Genomic DNA, 15,578 nt, shown 5'->3' on the forward strand with positions numbered 1-15,578 from the left:
GGCAGGCCGTCAGCCGAAGAGCCGCTTCCACCACGCGCTGCGCGCCCCGTTGCCGGCGGCCGGCGTGGCGCGGCGCGGTGCGGTCGGGTCGAGCAGCGCGGCGTAGCCGTCCAGCGCGTGCAGCACGCCGCCCACGCGTTCCTTGGCCATGCCGGTGGAGCTCATCACGCCGGCCAGCGCGTCGAGGCTGGGCACGGCCTTCTCGGTGAGCGCGACGATGCCGGCCGCCACGGCGCAGGCGTCGTCGGGCGAGTCCATGCAGATCACGTGGTCGCCCAGCAGCTCGCGCCAGCGCGGCTCGCAGCGGCGGCGGCGTTGCGCATCGGGAATCAGGAAGAACAGGTGCGTGGTCTCGGCCGCGGCGGCGATGACTTCTTCGATGGGAATGTCCTCGTCGAGCTTCTCGCCGATGAGGCCTTCGACCTGGTGGCGCGACACGGCCGGGTACGGCAGCTCGTCGCCGGTGACGAACAGGTAGCCGCGCTTCTTGCGTTTCACCCAGCAGTCCATGTCGGTGTGCTGCGCCATGACGTAGAAGGCCAGCTCGTAGCTTTCCTCGCCGCTGCCCCCGCCGCCGCCTTCGAGGTAGCTCCAGGTGAGCCACTGGTCCATGAGGTTGGCGGTCGATTCGAACTGCCCCACCTGCAGCGGCGCCTGGTCGGAGGTGGCGTCGCCGATGGCCATGAACATGAGCTGAGGGTCGGCCACGCCGCAGTCGGTCAGCAGCTTCATGAAGGTCGGCAGCTCGCGGCGCGCGAGGGTCTGCGGGATGTCGCCCATCGAGCCGGTGACGTCGAGCGCGAAGGCGATGCCCAGCGAGTTCGGGTGGTCGGCGTTGTCGCGCGACTCGCGCACCTTGAGCCCCTGCGGGTTCATGAGCGCGTGCGTGGCGGTCTGCGTGAAGACTTCGCTGCCGGACTTGGCGGCGCGGTCGGCCACGATGGCCGCGTGGGCGGCGTGCGAATAGTTTCCGTAACCCATGGACGTGCTCCTTCGTGAGGAAAAAGTGAAAGGCTGGCGGCTAGCCGGCCGGCGCGGGGTCGAAGTGAACGAAGCGCGGCGGCCCGAAGGCCTCGCGCGAGGCCACCGACAGCGCCTGCTCGATGCCCTGCGCGCCCAACCGCTCGCAGGCGACGGCGTCGTCGCTGCACTCGCGCAGCAAGGCGTCCAGCGGCGCGGAGGTGGCGCTGTCGGACAGCAACGCGCGCACGCTGCGCGCGGACGCCATCAGGTCGCGCCCGATGGCGCCGCCCGACACGTCCAGCCTGGCCTGCGACCAGCCGATGAGCAGCACGCCGTGGTCGCGCGGATGCACGAGCGCATGCGCGGGCGTGAGCGCGCGGTGCGTCCAGCCGGCGCCGTGCACGAAGGCCAGCACCTCGAGCATGCGCCGCCAGAGCCAGACGGCATGGCGCGCATCGATGCCTTGCGGATTGGCCTGCTGCACCTCCTGCAGGCTGCCCCAGAAACCGGTCGGGTGGCGCAGCACCAGCGCCTGCCGTTCGCCGTCGCCCAGGCCTTGCGCCACACCCAGGCCCAGCGGCTGCGGCAGCCGCCGCGTGAAGTAGGCCGCGCCGGGCACCGACAGGGCCTGCAGCGCCTGCAGCACGGCGGCCTCGCGCGCCAGCACGGCGTTGCCGGCCTCCTCGCGCGCGAGCTTGATCGTCACGCGCTCGGGCACGGCGCCGAGCCGTTCGGCCAGCAGCACCTCGCTGTGTTCGCCCTGGCCCAGCGGCGCGAGCACGCGGTAGTGCGCGCCGCGCCATTGCAGGAGGCGACCGGTGTCCGACAGCTGTGCCGCGTTGGCGCGGCGCCAGGCGGCGCGAAAGCTCTCGCGCTCGACGGTTTCGGTGCCGCGCGTGATGGTCGCGCCGCAGTAGCCGCAGTTGACGGTGCGCCAGCGCGCCGCACGCGGCAGCGGGGCCGAGCATTGGGGGCAACTCAGTGCAAGCAGCGACAGCATGGCCGCGCCCTCCTCTTCAGTCTTCTTGCGGCGCGGCCGGGTCGGGCGACGCCAGCACGCGGTCGATGCGGCGCCCTTCGAGCGCCACGACCTCGAAGCACCAGCCCGCGCAGTCGATGTGCTCGCCCACGGCGGGCAGGTGGCCCGACACGGACATGAGCAGGCCCGCCACGGTGTTGTAGCGCCCACGCTCTTCGTCGGGCAGCTCGCGGATGCCCAGGCGCGCGCGCAGCTCCGACACGGGCATGAGGCCGTCGAGCTCCCACATGCCGTCGGCGCGCTGGTGCGCCCAGGCGTCGGCCTGCATGCCGGGCTGCAGCTCGCCGGTGATGGCCTCGAGCAGGTCGCGCGGGGTCATGAGGCCCTGCACCACGCCGTACTCGTCGACCACGAACACCAGCCGGCCGGCGCGCGTGCGGAACTGCTCGAGCAGCTCCATGCCGGTGAGCGTCTCGGGCACGAACACGGCGGGCGTGGCCTCCTGGCCGAGCACGCCCTTGTGGGCGGAACCCAGGCGCAGCAGGTGCGCCACGCTGATCACGCCGACCACATCGTCCAGCGAGTTGCGGCACACGGGGTACCACGAGTGCACGAGGTTGAGCGCCGCGGCGTCCGCCACCTTCTGCAGCGCCTGCGCCACGGTGTTGGAGGCGTCGAGCCATTCGATGTCGGCGCGCGGGATCATGAGCGACGACAGGCGGCGGTCGTCCAGGTGGAACACATTGCGCACCATCTGGTGCTCGTGCTGCTCGATCACGCCGGCGTCCACGCCTTCTTCAAGGCTGGCCGAGATTTCTTCTTCGGTCACCGAGCGCGCGGCGTTGGCGTCGATGCGCAGCAGCTTCAGCGTGGTGGCGGTGGCGCCGGCCAGCAGCCACACGAAGGGCTTGGCGCCCTTGGCCAGCCCGCGCATGGGGCGCGACACGAAGCGCGCCACTGGCTCGGGGTACAGCTGGCCGATGCGCTTGGGCACCAGCTCGCCGAAGATGATGGTGAAGAAGGTGATGCAGGTCACCACCACCGCGGTCGACACGATGCTGGAGGTGCCGGCGCCCATGCCCAGGCTTTCCATCCACACCGCGAGCGGCGCCGCGAAGGCGGCCTCGCCCACGATGCCGCTGAGCATGCCGATCGAGGTGATGCCGATCTGCACGGTCGAGAGGAATTGCGTGGGCGATTCCATCAGCTTCAGCGCGGCCTCGGCCCCGGTGTCCCCCGTTTCGGCCAAGGCCGCGAGGCGTGCGCGGCGGCTGGTGGAAAGGGCCATTTCGGACATTGCGAACACCGCATTGAGGGTGGTCAGCAAGGCCAGCAGGAAGACATCCATGAACGGGGGGAGAGAATGAGGGAATGTCACTTTACTGTATCGGCGACGTCCAGGGCTGCGATGCCCCCCTGGGCCGGCTGCTCGACAAGATCGATTTCTCTCCCAGCCGCGACACGCTCGTGGTGCTCGGCGACCTGGTCAACCGGGGCCCCGATTCGGCCGCGGTGCTGCGCCGCCTGCAGGGCTACGGCGCCTCGGCACGTAGCCTGCTGGGCAACCACGACCTGCACCTGCTGGGCGTGGCGCACGGCGTTCGCAAGGGCGGCCGCAAGGACACGGTGGCCGGCCTGCTGGCCGCCCCCGACAGCGAGGCGATGCTCGACTGGCTGCGCCAGCAGCACATGGCGCTGCACATGCAGATCGGCGGCGGCGACCTGCTCATGGTGCATGCCGGCGTGCTGCCGCAGTGGACGGTGGGCAACACGCTGGCGCTGGCGTCGGAGGTCGAGTCGGTGCTGCGCGGCCCCGCGCTGGGCGACTTCCTGCACGAGATGTACGGCAACACACCCGACCACTGGGACGACGCGCTCACGGGCCACGCGCGGCTGCGCGTGATCGTCAACGCGCTCACGCGCCTGCGCTATTGCACGCCCGAAGGCGTGATGGAGTTCGAGAGCAAGGACGGCGCCATTCCCGGCCCCGAGGGCTACCTGCCGTGGTTCGACGTGCCGGGCCGCAAGACGGCCGCGGCCACCGTCGCCTTCGGCCACTGGTCGACGCTGGGCTGGCTCTCACGGCCCGACCTGCTCTCGACCGACACCGGCTGCGTGTGGGGCGGCTGCCTCAGCGCGGTGCGCTTCGGCACGACGCTGGACCAGCGCGAGCTGATCCAGGTGGAATGCGAGCAGGCGCAGAAGCCCGGCAAGGGGGCCTGACGACCGCTAGCCCTGTTCGGGCTCAGAACCCGTGCGTCATCAGCGCGTAGACCGTCTGCACGCCGGTCACGTAGTTGCCCATGCGCAGGTTCTCGTTCGCCGCGTGCTGGTTGTTGTCGGCGTTCACCAGCGGAATGATCGCGAACGGCACCTGCAGCACGCGCACGATTTCCGCCGTCGGCACGGTGCCGCCCATCATGCGGATGCGCACCGGCTCGGGCGTGGTGCCGAAGGTGTCGGTCAGCGCCTTGTAGGCCCACTGGCCGATGGGTGAGTTGATCGGCGAGCCCGCCGCGTCGGCGCCCTCGCTGCGGTAGCTGAAGCTGGCGAGCTTGTCGTAGCGGGCGCGCTCCTCGTCGGTCGGCGCGCCCTTCACGAGGTGGTAGCCCTGCTTGACGATGTGCGCCTCGATCAGCTTGCCCAAATAAGGCGCGTCGGAGTCGGGCGTGGTGCGCAGGTCCATCTCGGCCTCGGCCTTGTCGGGCACGATGTTCGCCACCTTGTCGCCCACGGCCGCCGAGGCCATGCCGCGCACGTTCAGCGAGGGGTACTGCATCGCCTCCTGGTAGTTGGCGCCGACCCGGTCGGTGCGGGCGATGCCCAGGCGGCGCTTGAGCGCGGCCTCGTCGTCGGGCACGGCGGCCATGATCTTGCGCTCGGCCTCGCCGATCTTCACGCGGTCGTAGTAGCCCGGCACGGTCACGCGCCCGGTGTCGTCCTTCATCGTGGCCAGCAGGCTGGCCAGGCGCTGCGCCGGGTTGGGCGCGTAGTTGCCGTAGTGCCCGCTGTGCAGCGGCACCTTGGCGCCGTACACGGTGAGCCGCGCATCGGCCGCGCCGCGGTTGCCGAACACCAGCGTGGGCCGGTTGGTGGCGTGCATGGGGCCGTCGTGGATCACGATGGCGTCGCTGCGCAGCAGCTCGCGGTGGGCCTGCATGACCTGGCTGATGGACGGCGAGCCTTTTTCTTCCTCGCTGTCGAGGATCACCTTCACGTTGACCGCCGGCTGGCCGCCGCCGGCCTTGAGCGCGTCGATGGCCGCCAGCAGCATCATGATCGGGCCCTTGTCGTCCGCCGAGGCCCGGCCGAACACGCGCCACTCGGGGTCGAGCGGGCCGCTGAAGAGCGGGGCCGCGTCGATCTCTTCCCACTCGCCCTTGTCTGTCTTGCGCTTGAGCACGGGCGTCCACGGGCTCTTTTGCGCCCACTGCGCGGGGATCACCGGCTGGCCGTCGAGGTGCATGTAGAACAGCACCGTCTTGCGCGCGGGGTCGCTGCCCGGGAACTCGGCGAAGAGCATCGGCTTGCCGCTGTTGGGCAGCTGCTTCGTCGTGAAGCCGCGCTTGCGGAAGGCCTGCTCCAGCCAGTCGACGTTCTTGCGGATGTCCTCCGGCACGGTGGCGTCGTTGGGCAGGGTCAGCAACTCGAAGTACTCGCGGTAGGTGGCCTGCGCATGGCGCTCGGCCTGGGCCGGCGAGAGTTCGGCCGACTGCGCGAGGCCGTGGCCCAGCAGCAGGACGGCCGTGGGGAGCAGCGCCATCAGGCGGCGGGTGGCACGAGGGAAGCGAGGGGAAGGGGTGGGCATGGGTGGCAGCGCAGAAGGGAGCAGGACGGAGGACCGAGTGTCTGCGCAGCATAAAAAGCGGGCACCTTTTCAACAATTGCTATTTTCTTGAGCTACCTTTGCATTCCTTGCAAACCTCACACTCCCCCATGCCCAGCCGCCGCCTGCAGGAAACCTCGCTGCGCTACTTCCTCGAAGTGGCCCGCACGGGCTCGCTCACCGAGGCGGCCGCGCGGCTGAACGTCAGCATCTCGGCCGTCAGCCGCCAGGTGGCCGCGCTCGAAACCCTGGTGGGCGCGCCGCTGTTCGAGCGCCGCCCGCGCGGCATGGTGCCCAGCGCCGCGGGCGAGCTGCTGGCGGCGCACGCGCTGCGCGGCGCGCTGGAGGCCGAGCGCGTGCTGTCGGACATCCAGGCGCTGCAGGGGCCACTGAGCGGGCGGGTGCGCATCGCCTGTTCCTCGGGCTTCGCCAACGAGTTCCTGCCGCGCACCATCGCGGCGTTCCGCGAACAGTACCCGGGCGTGCGCTTCCGGCTCGATGCCACCGGACCGACACAGGTGAGCGACGCCGTGCTGCTCGGCGAGGCGGACATCGGCCTGACCTACAGCCGCGCGGCGGTGCGCGGCATCCGGGTCGAGCACCGCCAGGCGGCGTCGGTGTTCGCGATCATGCGGCCCGACCATGCGCTGGCGAAGTCGCGCAGCGTGACGCTGGCGCAGATGCATCCCTTTCCCATCGCGCTGGGCAGCCCCGAGAACACGGTGCGCCAGCTGTTCGACGTGGGTTGCAGCAACCGCGGCCTCGTGTTCGAGCCCGTGCTGGTGAGCAACCGTTTCGAGGCGCTCGCCAACTTCGTGCTGCAGGGCGGCGGCCTGGCCATCACGGGCGAGATCACGGTGCGCGACCGCGTGCAGCGCGGCGAACTGGTGGCGGCCGAGATCCGCGAGCCCGGCATGCGCGGGCGTTCGGTCGAGCTGCAGACGCTGGCCGATCGCACGCTGCCCGAGGTGGTGCGCACCTTCCTGGCCTACCTGCGCGAGCAGTTGCCGGCGGCCGGCGGCACGCCCAGGACACGCACACGCAAGGCCGACTGAGCTCAGCCGCGCGCGGGCCCGGACCCCGGGAAGCTGATGACCCGGCGCTGCGTTGCGCCCGAGGGGCGCAGCAGCCCGCGCCGCGTGGCCTCGTGCACGGCCTGCGTGCGCGAATGGACCGACAGCTTGCGGTAGATGCTCTTGATCTGGCTGGCGACCGTGCTGTCGGAGCGGTGCAGCGCCTCGGCCACGCGCCGGTTGCTCCAGCCCTGGGCCACGAGCTCCAGCACTTTCAGTTCACGCGGCGAGAGCAGGCCCTCGTCGCCGGCTTCTTCCTGCGCACGGTCGAGCCCGTGCGCCGCCAGGGCCGCCTCCTCGATGTCGCACAGGATCTGCCGCGCCGTGCGCGCGGCTGCCCACACGTCGCCGCGCTCGACCGCCGTCATCAGGTTGGCCAGGTCCAGCTGGTTGGCCTGGGCAAAAAGCCGCGCCGCGGCGTTCGCGGCCACGGCGGGGCTCAAGGGCGGTGCGTCGTCCAGTTCCGAAATGGCACGCAGCTCGGCGCTTCCTTTGGACATGTCAATGCTCGCTCGGTCGATCAACACTAGGGGAAAAAGTAAACCCGGCGTCCCTCTGCCACGAAATGCAATGCAAGGACGCCTCTCGCGAGCCTGAGGTCGCTTTGTAAACAGCCTTGACCTTCCGTCTCAGTTCTTGGGAGAATTTCGCAAAATCTGTGATTTTTTAACGCTTAGTTAGTACTATTTGGCGGGCATGGACCCTCCAGCCCCTTGGCGCCGCTCCGACCTCGCCCTATGACGCACAGCGCCGCCACGGCCCCCGAACGCCCCCTCTGTCCCCCGGGCGTGGCACACAGCCATTTCGACGTGCACGCAGAGCCGCCCGACCGGCAGTTCCTGGCCTGGCGCGCACGCGTCGGCCATGTGATGGACGCCCTGCCCTCGCGCGACGCGCTCGAGCGCCCCTTCAACGCCGCGATCGACCGCTACGACGTGGGCGGCCTGGTCTTCACCGAATGCCGCTCCGACACGCTGGTGCTGGAGCGCTCGCTGGCCCGCGTGTCGACCGACAGCGTGCGCGACTTCGTGTTCCATGTGTTCGAGGAAGGCGGCGTCGACGACCTGCGGGTGCGGGCCACCCCGGGTGCACGCCGCAAGGACGAACCGCCGCCCGCCCCCGCCGGCACGCCCACGATCCTCGCGCTGGACATGAACCAGCCGGTGCGCATGCGGCGCCACGACTGCCGGGTCCACACCTTCTTCGTGCCCGGCACGCTGGTGCAGGAAAGCTTCCCCGACCCCGAGGCCATCCACGGGCGCATGCTCACCTGCACCACGCCGCTGGCACGGCTGGCGGCGGGGCACGCGATCTCGCTGGCGCGCCACATCGGCGGCATGACGCCGGCGGCGGCCCAGAGCGCGGTGCGCACGGGCGCGCAGTTGGTGGTGTCGGCCTTCGGCAAGCAGGCCGGCTTCGACGGCAACGCGCGCGCTGCGGCACGCGCCGCCATGTTCGACCGCGTGCGCCGCCACGTGCAGACGCACCTGCACCGCGCCGACCTCACGCCCGAGAGCGTGCTGGCCGCGCTGCAGTTGCCGCGCCCCACGCTGTACCGCATGTTCCAGCACGAAGGCGGGCTGGGCAGCTACATCCGCAGCCTGCGGCTGCGCCAGGCGGCAAGCGACCTGGCGCGCTACCCGCATGTGATGGTGACCGACATCGCCTACAGCGCGGGCTTTCGCAGCGCCTCGGATTTCAGCCGCGCCTTTCGCCGCGCCTACGGCATCGCGCCGCAGGACTTCCGCGTGCAGGCGCTCGAACGGCGGTTCTAGGCCGCCGTGCCGAAGCCGGTGTCGAACGTGCCCTTCACGTCGAGCGGCTGCTTGATGAGCCCCACCTGCCGGTAGAAATCGGCCGTGCCCTGCTGGTCGGCGATGACCTGCGCGTCGATGGGAATCCACTGCTGCTGGCGGCGCTCGAACTGCAGCTTCGCCGCCTCGGGCGGAATGCCGATGATGCGTGCGAGCGTGGCCGAGAACGCATCGACGTTGCGGTACGACCAGCGCTGCGCCTTCACCACGCGCTGCAGAAAGTCCTGCAGCACCGGCCGCTTGGCGGCAATGGCAGCGTCGGTCGCGGCGAGGTAGCTCAGCCCCGGCAGCAGGCCGCGCCCGCTGACCAGCACGCGCGCATGGCGACTGATTTCGGCCAGCGCGGTGTAGGGCTCCCACGTGGCCCAGGCATCGACCGAGCCCTGCGTGAGCGCGAGCTTGGCATCGGCCGGTGCAAGAAAACGGATGTTCACGTCCTCGGGCTTCAGGCCCGCCGCCGTGATCGCCTTGAGCGTCACGTAGTGGCCGATGGAGCCGCGGTTGGTAGCGATGCTCTTGCCCTTGAGTTCGGCCGCGCTCTTGAGCGGCGAATCGGGCCGCACCAGCACCGCCGTGCCGTAGGCGTCGGAGCGGTTCGCGCCGATGGCCTTGACGCGCGTGCCGGCCGCGAGCGCGAAGATCAGCGGCGCATCGCCAATCGGGCCCGAATCGACCGCGCCCGCGTTGAGCGCCTCGGCCAGCGGCGCGGCGGCGGGGAACTCCGACCACTGGATGTCGTAGCCCAGGCCTTCGAGCCCGCCCGCCGCTTCGAGCAGCGCGCGCAGCCCGCCCTTCTGGTCGCCGGCCTTGAGCACCGGGCGGCCCTGCGCGCGGACGAAGGTGGGCAAGGTGGCGGTCGTGGCAGCGGCAAGGCCGCCGGCAAGCAGCTGGCGGCGCGATCGGTCGAGGTGTGAGGTCATGGGTTCGTTCTCCGTGGAAGCAGTGAAAAGGAAATCAGTGGATGAAGCCGCCCTTGACGAAGCGCACCGGCTCGGCGTCCATGCGGGCGATGAGCGCGCCCAGGCCATCGGGCGGCAGCACGGCGCCTTTCGCCGAGGCGGCCGGCGGGCTGTCGCTGCGGCACAGCAGGTCGTCGTCGGACCAGCCGGCCTGTCCCGGCTGGCCGCGCACGCGCAGCCAGCCGTCGCGGTCGGCGATGAGCTGCATGCCCGCGAGCTGGTCGGTGCCCGCGATGAGCGCCAGCGCCTCCCACGCGGCCGGTGAATCGGCCACGCAATCGGCGGTGACGCCCGCCGCCTTCGCCCCGGGCGGCAGCAGCTGCACCGTCACCAGGCGCGGGTCTTCGCTGGGCGCGACCGCGCCCGCCACGACGCGCACGCGCTGCCCGCGCCAGTGCGCGAGCGACCGGGGCGCTTGCGCGCCGCAGCGCACCGCCATGTCGGGCAGGCCAACCGGCTGCGGCCAGTGGCCCTGCGCGCGCAGGCTCTGGCCCGCGCCCTGCGCCTTCATGTAGTCGATGAGCGCCCAGGCATCGGCCGCGTCGAGCGCACCGCCGAAGCCGGGCATGGCGGCGGTGCCGTGAAGCACGCGCCAGAGCAGGTCGCCATCGGCGCGGCGCCACAGCAGCGGGCCCGTGAGGTTTGGCGGCCACACGGCCAGCGAAGCGGCCAGCGGTCCTTCGCCCTTGCCGTCCGCACCGTGGCAGCTCACGCAGTGCTGCGCGTAGAGCACGCGGCCTTGCGCGATGGATGTGGCCGTGAAGCCGGTCGGCGACGCGTGGAAGCTCGCCGGCGTTGCAGGCACCAGCACGACATTCGCGTGGGGCCAGGGCGCGGCGATCAGCAGCATCGGCACCAGCGCGAGCAGGTACCAGCGCGGGCGCCGCCAGAGCAACGCGATCAACAGCAGCAGCAAGGCAACGCCGACGCACGCCAGCGTCCACGCGAGGCTGCGCGCCTGCCCCAAGTCGATCAGCAGGTTCTCGCCCGACAGCCGATGCGCCCACGGCCACGCCGGCTGGCCATGCACCTTTTGCACGAGGCCGAGTGCATCGAGCACGCGCAGCAGCTGCAGTTGGGCGCCCTGGAGCAGGCCGATCAGCAGGTTGAGCCAATCGGCCTCGGGCGTTGCGTTCATGTCACCAGGTGGCGTCGAGCCCCAGGTGGCGCAGCGCTTCGTGGCGAAGCTCCGCCAGCCGCGCGTGACCGCGATGGCGCGGGTACGGCAGGTCGACCACGAGCTCCGCCGCGATGCGCGCCGGCCGGTCGCTCAGCACGATCACGCGGTTGGCGAGGAACAGCGCTTCTTCCACGTCGTGCGTCACCAGCAGCGCCGAGAAGCCCGCGCGCTGCCACAGGTTGACCAGCTCGCTCTGCATGGCGATGCGCGTGAGCGAGTCGAGCTTGCCCAGCGGCTCGTCGAGCACCAGCAGCTGCGGGTCGTTGACCAGCGCGCGCGCCAGCGCCACGCGCTGCGCCATGCCGCCCGAGAGCTGGTGCGGAAAGGCCTTGGCGAAGTCGGTGAGGCCGACGAGCTTCAGCGCCTCGTCAACGCGCCCGCGTTGCGCCTTGAGCACGCCGCGCGCCTGCAGGCCGAGCGCCACGTTGTCCCACACGCTGCGCCAGGGGTAGAGCGTCGGGTCCTGGAAGACGACGATGCGCGACGGGTCGGGCCGCGCGATGGGTGCGCCGTCCTGCGTGATGCGCCCGGCCGTGGCGGGCTCCAGCCCGGCCACGAGGCGCAGCAGCGTCGACTTGCCGCAACCGCTCGGCCCGAGCAGCGCGACGAACTCGCCAGGCTTCACCGTGAGGTCGATGTCGTCGAGCACCTGCAGCGGACCCGCCGGCACATCGAACCAGTGGCTCACGCCCTGAATGTCGATCTGCGCGCCGGCCTGGCGCACACCCGCTTCGGCTTGCGCGGTGGCTACCATTTGACGGTCCCCTTCTGCCACGACAGCACGCGGTCGCGCACCTTGAACAGCAGCGTGATCAGGCCCGAGCACAGCAGCGCCATCACGATCAGCGCGGCGTACATGTTCGAGTACGAGGCCCAGCCCTGCGCCCACGAGAGGTAGAAGCCCAGCCCGGCCTTCACGCCCATCATCTCGGCCGTGACCAGCACCGAGAACGCGGCGCCCAGGCCCATGAACAGCCCCACGAACACCTGCGGCAGCGCGGCGGGAATCGCCACGCGCAGCACCAGGAAGCGCTCGCTCGCGCCCATGGTGCGCGCCACGTCGTAGTAGTTGCGGTTGACCCCCGCCACGCCCGACCACGTCAGCACCGCCACCGGAAAGCCCGTGGCCAGCGCGATGAGGAACACGGCCGCCGCGTAGCTCGACGGAAAGAAGAAGAACGCCAGCGGCAGCAGCGCCGAGGCCGGCACCGGCCCCACGAAGCGCAGCACCGGATGCACCCAGTAGCCCGCGATGCGCGACCAGCCGATGGTCACGCCCGTGAGAAAGCCCGCCAGCGCGCCCAGCACGAAGCCGTGGGCGAGCAGCCGCGCCGAATGCGCCAGGCTTTCGCCGAGGCGGCGCCAATCGTCGATGTAGGTTTCGATGAGGCTCTGCGGCGGCGCGAAGAACGGCGTGGGCAGCAGCGCGAGCTTCGCGGTCGCGATCTCCCAAATGGCGAACAGCACCGGCAGCGCGACCAGCCATGGCCCGGTCGGGCGCAGCGTGCGCGCCACGCGGCCTGCGCGCGTGCCGAGCAGCGCCACGAGCAGAAGCGCTGCGCCGATGGCGATGGCGGCGATGCCGAACTCGTCGGTGTAGGCCCAGTCGCTGAAGCCCACGGCCTTGTTGGGCCAGTAGACGGTGAGCAGGCCCAGCGCGATCCAGCCCGCGCTCGCGAGCGCGCCGGTGCGCCAGAAGCCTTCGGCGGGGCGCGCGAACACGGCGGCCGGCGCGGCCTTCTCGATGCCGGGGCGGCGCCAACTGCCCGGCGCCGGTGGCGGTGCCTCGAGCACCCGGTCGATGACGGCGCTCATGCCAACGGATCGAAGGACACGTGCTCCGCGAAGCGCACCGGGTCGGTGGTCTTCTTGAGCACGCCGACGCCGCGGAAGTCGCGCGCGTAGAACTCCACCTCGTCGCGCAGCTTGCGGCCCAGCGGGTGGTGGTTGTGCGTGAGCGTGCCCAGCAGCGCGCGCAGGTCTTCGACCGGAACCTTGGGCGAGTACTTGGCGAAGAGCTTGGCCGATTCGTTCGGGTTCTCGGCAACGTAGTCGGAGGCCTGCGCGATGGCGCGCACCAGCGAGGCGACGGTCGCCTTGTCCTTGCGCACCAGCTCGCCGCGCGCGCCAACGATGCAGCAGACCTTGTCTTTGTACTCGCCCGAGAGGTTGCTCGCGAGCTCGACGAAGGTGCCCTGGTTGCGCTTCTCGATCAGGTACACGTTCGGGTCGCCGTCGGCAATGGCGTGGATCTCGCCCTTCTTCACCGCGATGTCGAGCAGGTCGGCCGGGTACTGGCGCCAGGTCACGTCGCGGTCGGCGTCGATGCCGTTCTTGGCCAGCAGGATCGAGAAGAAGTTCTTGCCCGGGCTCGCGATGTCCGACACGCCGATGATCTTGCCCTTGAGGCTGGCCAGGCTGGTGGCGCCCGCGTCCTTGGCGCCCACCAGGCGCACGCAGCCGCCGTGCGAGCTGCCGACGATCTTCACGTCGAAGCCCGACTCGAGCGGCTTGAGCCAGCGGTGGATCATGCCCACGGCCGCGTCGGCCTTGGCGGTGGCGAGCGATTCGAGCAGCTGGTCGGTCGAGCCCGTGTAGTTGACGAGGTCCACCTGCAGGCCGTTGCGCTCGAAGTAGCCGCGCTCCTGCGCCACCACCACGGGCGAGAGGCAGAACGCGGCGGCGTTCCAGGCGAAGGTGAGCTTGCGCGCCTGCTGCGAGAAGGCCTGCGAGGCAATGAGGCCGCCCGAGGCGACCACGGCGGCGGCGGCGCCGGTGCGCAGCACGCTGCGGCGGGAAAGGGATGCGTTCATCGGGGAAAGGCTCCGGGGGTTCGTCGTCATCGTCAAAGCAGAAGTTCGGGCTCGGCCTCGACCAGCCCTTCGTACAGGCTGTCGAAGGAATGGATCGCGCCTTCGGGCCCGCCGATCTGGCCGTGCGTGTGGCGCGCGGTGGCCTCGTCGATCGGCTGCGGCGTGCCTGCCGCCTCGGCCAGCAATTGCGTGTGGCAGGCGTTGTCCAGCGCGATGTACCACCACGCGGCGGCCTCCACCGTGGGGCCGGCCGTCAGGATGCCGTGGTTCTTGAGGATCGCGCCCTTCCTGTCGCCCAGCGCGCGGGCGATGCGATCGCCCTCGCTGGTGTCGACCACCATGCCGGTGAAGTCGTCGAACAGCGCCACGTCGTCGTGGAACACGCAGGCGTCCTGCGTGAGCGTGTCGAGCTTGCGGCCCAACGTGGACCAGGCCTTGCCGTAGGTCGAGTGCGTGTGGGCGGCGGCCACGATGTTCGGGTTGTGCTCGTGGATCGCGGCGTGGATGGCGAAGGCGGCCTTGTTGAGCGGCCGGTCGCCGACGACGGTTTCACCCTTCGCGTTGACGAGCAGCAGGTCGGACACCTTGATGCGCGAGAAGTGCACGCCCAGCGGGTTGACCCAGAAGTGGTCGGTCAGCTCGGGGTCGCGCGCCGTGATGTGGCCGGCCAGGCCCTGCGCGAAGCCGAAGCGCGCGAACAGGCGGAAGGCGCCCGCCAGGCGCTCCTGCCGGTGGCGGCGCTCGGCCTGCACGGTGGGGCGCGGCGGGATGGGGTCGAACCAGTGCTTCTGCTGCGGGTTCGCGTGCAGCTTCAGCGGCTGGGCCGCGTGGCGGTCGATGGACAGGACGGCGCTCATGGCTCAGGCCGCCTTGCGCTGCGACTGCAGGCGCTGCGCGACGAGTTCGCGCGTGCGCGGAATCAGCGCGCGGCCGTAGTCGGTCGCGTCTTCGAGCGGATCGAAGCCGCGGATCAGGAAGGTGGTCACGCCCAGGTCGTAGTAGTCGAGCAGCGCATCGGCCACCTGTTCGGGCGTGCCGACCAGCGCGGTGCTGTTGGAGCGCCCGCCGATCTCCTGCGCGACCGCGGTCCACAGGCGCTTGTCCAGGCGCGAGCCCTTCTCGGCCGCGGCCAGCAGGCGCTTGGCGCCTTCGCTTTGCTGCGGGCCGCCGCGGTTGTAGCCCTGCACCACGCGCAGGCGTTTCGTCTCCGCCAGGATGTTCTCGGCGCGCGCCCAGGCAGCCTCTTCGGTGTCCGCCAGGATCGGGCGGAACGATACCGAGAAGCGCACGCTGCGCCCATGCCTGGCGGCTTCGGCGCGCACGCGCGTCGTGAGTTCGCGCGCCTGGTCGAGCGATTCGCCCCACAGCGCGTACACGTCGGCGTACTTGCCCGCGACCGGGATCGCCGCTTCCGACGCACCGCCGAAGTACACGGGCACGTGCGGCTTGCCGTGGCGCGTCTGCACCGGCTTCACTTCGGAGAACGCGTTCTGGAAGCGGTAGTGCGCGCCTTCGTGGTCGAAGGGCTTCTCGGCCGTCCACACCTTGTGCAGCACCTCGAGGTATTCGTCGGTGCGGGCGTAGCGCTGGTCGTGGTCGAGCCAGTCGCCGTCGCGCTTCTGCTCTTCGTCGGAGCCGCCCGAGATGTAGTGCACGCCGAGCCGCCCGCCGCTGAACTGGTCGAGCGAGGCGAACTGGCGCGCCGCGAGCGTGGGCGCCACGAAGCCCGGGCGGTGCGCGAGCATGAAGTGGATGCGCTCGGTCACCGAGGCCGCGTAGGCCACGGTGAGCGTGGCGTCGGGGCTGGTGGAATGGTGCGGCACCAGCACGCGGTCGAAGCCGGCGTTCTCGTGTGCCTGCGCGAAGGCGCGCACGTAGTCGCGGTCGATGGCCGGGCCCTTGGCGGCATGGATCTCCGAGACCTTCTGGCCCTGGATCATGCCGATGAATTCAACGTCGTTCTGGCTCATG

The 15,578-nt window shown here is 70.8% G+C and carries 15 protein-coding genes; 3 read left to right on the top strand and 12 right to left on the bottom strand.

Annotation, left to right across the window (positions count from 1 at the left end):
* Positions 1–9: 9 nt before the first annotated feature.
* From VHAB30_RS17460 to VHAB30_RS17470, 3 genes are read right to left on the bottom strand one after another with little or no spacing between them, the layout of a single operon-like run.
* The gene (locus VHAB30_RS17460) at positions 10–981 is read right to left on the bottom strand and encodes a VWA domain-containing protein (protein ID WP_159277939.1); all 972 of its coding nucleotides are present in this window, start codon (positions 979–981) and stop codon (positions 10–12) included.
* 40 nt (positions 982–1,021) lie between these two features.
* On the bottom strand, positions 1,022–1,963 hold the full coding sequence (locus VHAB30_RS17465) for a protein kinase family protein (protein WP_159277940.1): 942 nt from the start codon (positions 1,961–1,963) through the stop codon (positions 1,022–1,024).
* A 16-nt stretch (positions 1,964–1,979) separates the two neighbouring features.
* On the bottom strand, positions 1,980–3,290 hold the full coding sequence (locus VHAB30_RS17470) for a hemolysin family protein (protein WP_159277941.1): 1,311 nt from the start codon (positions 3,288–3,290) through the stop codon (positions 1,980–1,982).
* A 23-nt stretch (positions 3,291–3,313) separates the two neighbouring features.
* On the opposite strand from VHAB30_RS17470, the gene VHAB30_RS17475 reads away from it, so the two are divergent.
* Complete coding sequence (locus VHAB30_RS17475) at positions 3,314–4,165, top strand: symmetrical bis(5'-nucleosyl)-tetraphosphatase (RefSeq protein ID WP_159277942.1); 852 nt, start codon at positions 3,314–3,316, stop codon at positions 4,163–4,165.
* Between the two features lie 22 nt (positions 4,166–4,187).
* Here VHAB30_RS17475 and VHAB30_RS17480 read toward each other — a convergent pair whose 3' ends face one another.
* Positions 4,188–5,750 carry a M20/M25/M40 family metallo-hydrolase gene (locus VHAB30_RS17480; protein WP_235926716.1) on the bottom strand — a complete coding sequence of 521 codons (1,563 nt, stop codon included), beginning with the start codon at positions 5,748–5,750 and terminating at the stop codon, positions 4,188–4,190.
* Between the two features lie 128 nt (positions 5,751–5,878).
* Here VHAB30_RS17480 and VHAB30_RS17485 point away from each other — a divergent pair, with 128 nt between their 5' ends.
* The gene (locus VHAB30_RS17485) at positions 5,879–6,823 is read left to right on the top strand and encodes a LysR family transcriptional regulator (protein ID WP_159277943.1); all 945 of its coding nucleotides are present in this window, start codon (positions 5,879–5,881) and stop codon (positions 6,821–6,823) included.
* Positions 6,824–6,825: 2 nt separating this feature from the next.
* On the opposite strand, the gene VHAB30_RS17490 is transcribed toward VHAB30_RS17485, so the two are convergent.
* Complete coding sequence (locus tag VHAB30_RS17490; RefSeq protein ID WP_159277944.1) at positions 6,826–7,341, bottom strand: response regulator transcription factor; 516 nt, start codon at positions 7,339–7,341, stop codon at positions 6,826–6,828.
* Between the two features lie 288 nt (positions 7,342–7,629).
* Between VHAB30_RS17490 and VHAB30_RS17495 the strand changes: the two genes are divergently transcribed.
* Positions 7,630–8,616 (top strand): AraC family transcriptional regulator, encoded by a 987-nt coding sequence (locus VHAB30_RS17495; RefSeq protein WP_235926717.1) that lies wholly within the window; start codon positions 7,630–7,632, stop codon positions 8,614–8,616.
* On the opposite strand, the gene VHAB30_RS17500 is transcribed toward VHAB30_RS17495, so the two are convergent.
* The 7 genes from VHAB30_RS17500 to VHAB30_RS17530 are packed head-to-tail and all read right to left on the bottom strand — an operon-like array spanning position 8,613 to position 15,577.
* A complete protein-coding gene (locus VHAB30_RS17500) occupies positions 8,613–9,575 on the bottom strand; it encodes an ABC transporter substrate-binding protein (RefSeq protein ID WP_159277946.1) in 963 nt (320 codons plus the stop codon). The genes VHAB30_RS17495 and VHAB30_RS17500 overlap by 4 nt on opposite strands.
* A gap of 34 nt (positions 9,576–9,609) precedes the next feature.
* Positions 9,610–10,752: a c-type cytochrome gene (locus VHAB30_RS17505; protein WP_159277947.1), complete on the bottom strand. Its 1,143-nt coding sequence runs from the start codon at positions 10,750–10,752 to the stop codon at positions 9,610–9,612.
* 1 nt (position 10,753) lies between these two features.
* Positions 10,754–11,548 carry an ABC transporter ATP-binding protein gene (locus tag VHAB30_RS17510; protein WP_159277948.1) on the bottom strand — a complete coding sequence of 265 codons (795 nt, stop codon included), beginning with the start codon at positions 11,546–11,548 and terminating at the stop codon, positions 10,754–10,756.
* Positions 11,542–12,609 (bottom strand): ABC transporter permease, encoded by a 1,068-nt coding sequence (locus VHAB30_RS17515; protein WP_159277949.1) that lies wholly within the window; start codon positions 12,607–12,609, stop codon positions 11,542–11,544. The genes VHAB30_RS17510 and VHAB30_RS17515 overlap by 7 nt, the downstream gene beginning before the upstream one ends.
* Positions 12,606–13,607: an ABC transporter substrate-binding protein gene (locus VHAB30_RS17520; RefSeq protein ID WP_070061730.1), complete on the bottom strand. Its 1,002-nt coding sequence runs from the start codon at positions 13,605–13,607 to the stop codon at positions 12,606–12,608. Before VHAB30_RS17520 ends, VHAB30_RS17515 begins: the two co-directional genes overlap by 4 nt.
* A 32-nt stretch (positions 13,608–13,639) precedes the next feature.
* The gene (locus VHAB30_RS17525) at positions 13,640–14,464 is read right to left on the bottom strand and encodes a class II aldolase/adducin family protein (RefSeq protein WP_159277950.1); all 825 of its coding nucleotides are present in this window, start codon (positions 14,462–14,464) and stop codon (positions 13,640–13,642) included.
* Between the two features lie 3 nt (positions 14,465–14,467).
* Entirely contained in the window at positions 14,468–15,577 is a 1,110-nt protein-coding gene (locus VHAB30_RS17530) for an LLM class flavin-dependent oxidoreductase (protein WP_095744221.1), read from the bottom strand.
* Position 15,578 lies beyond the last annotated feature (1 nt).

Source organism: Variovorax boronicumulans (assembly GCF_009811375.1).
GTDB lineage: Bacteria > Pseudomonadota > Gammaproteobacteria > Burkholderiales > Burkholderiaceae_C > Variovorax > Variovorax boronicumulans.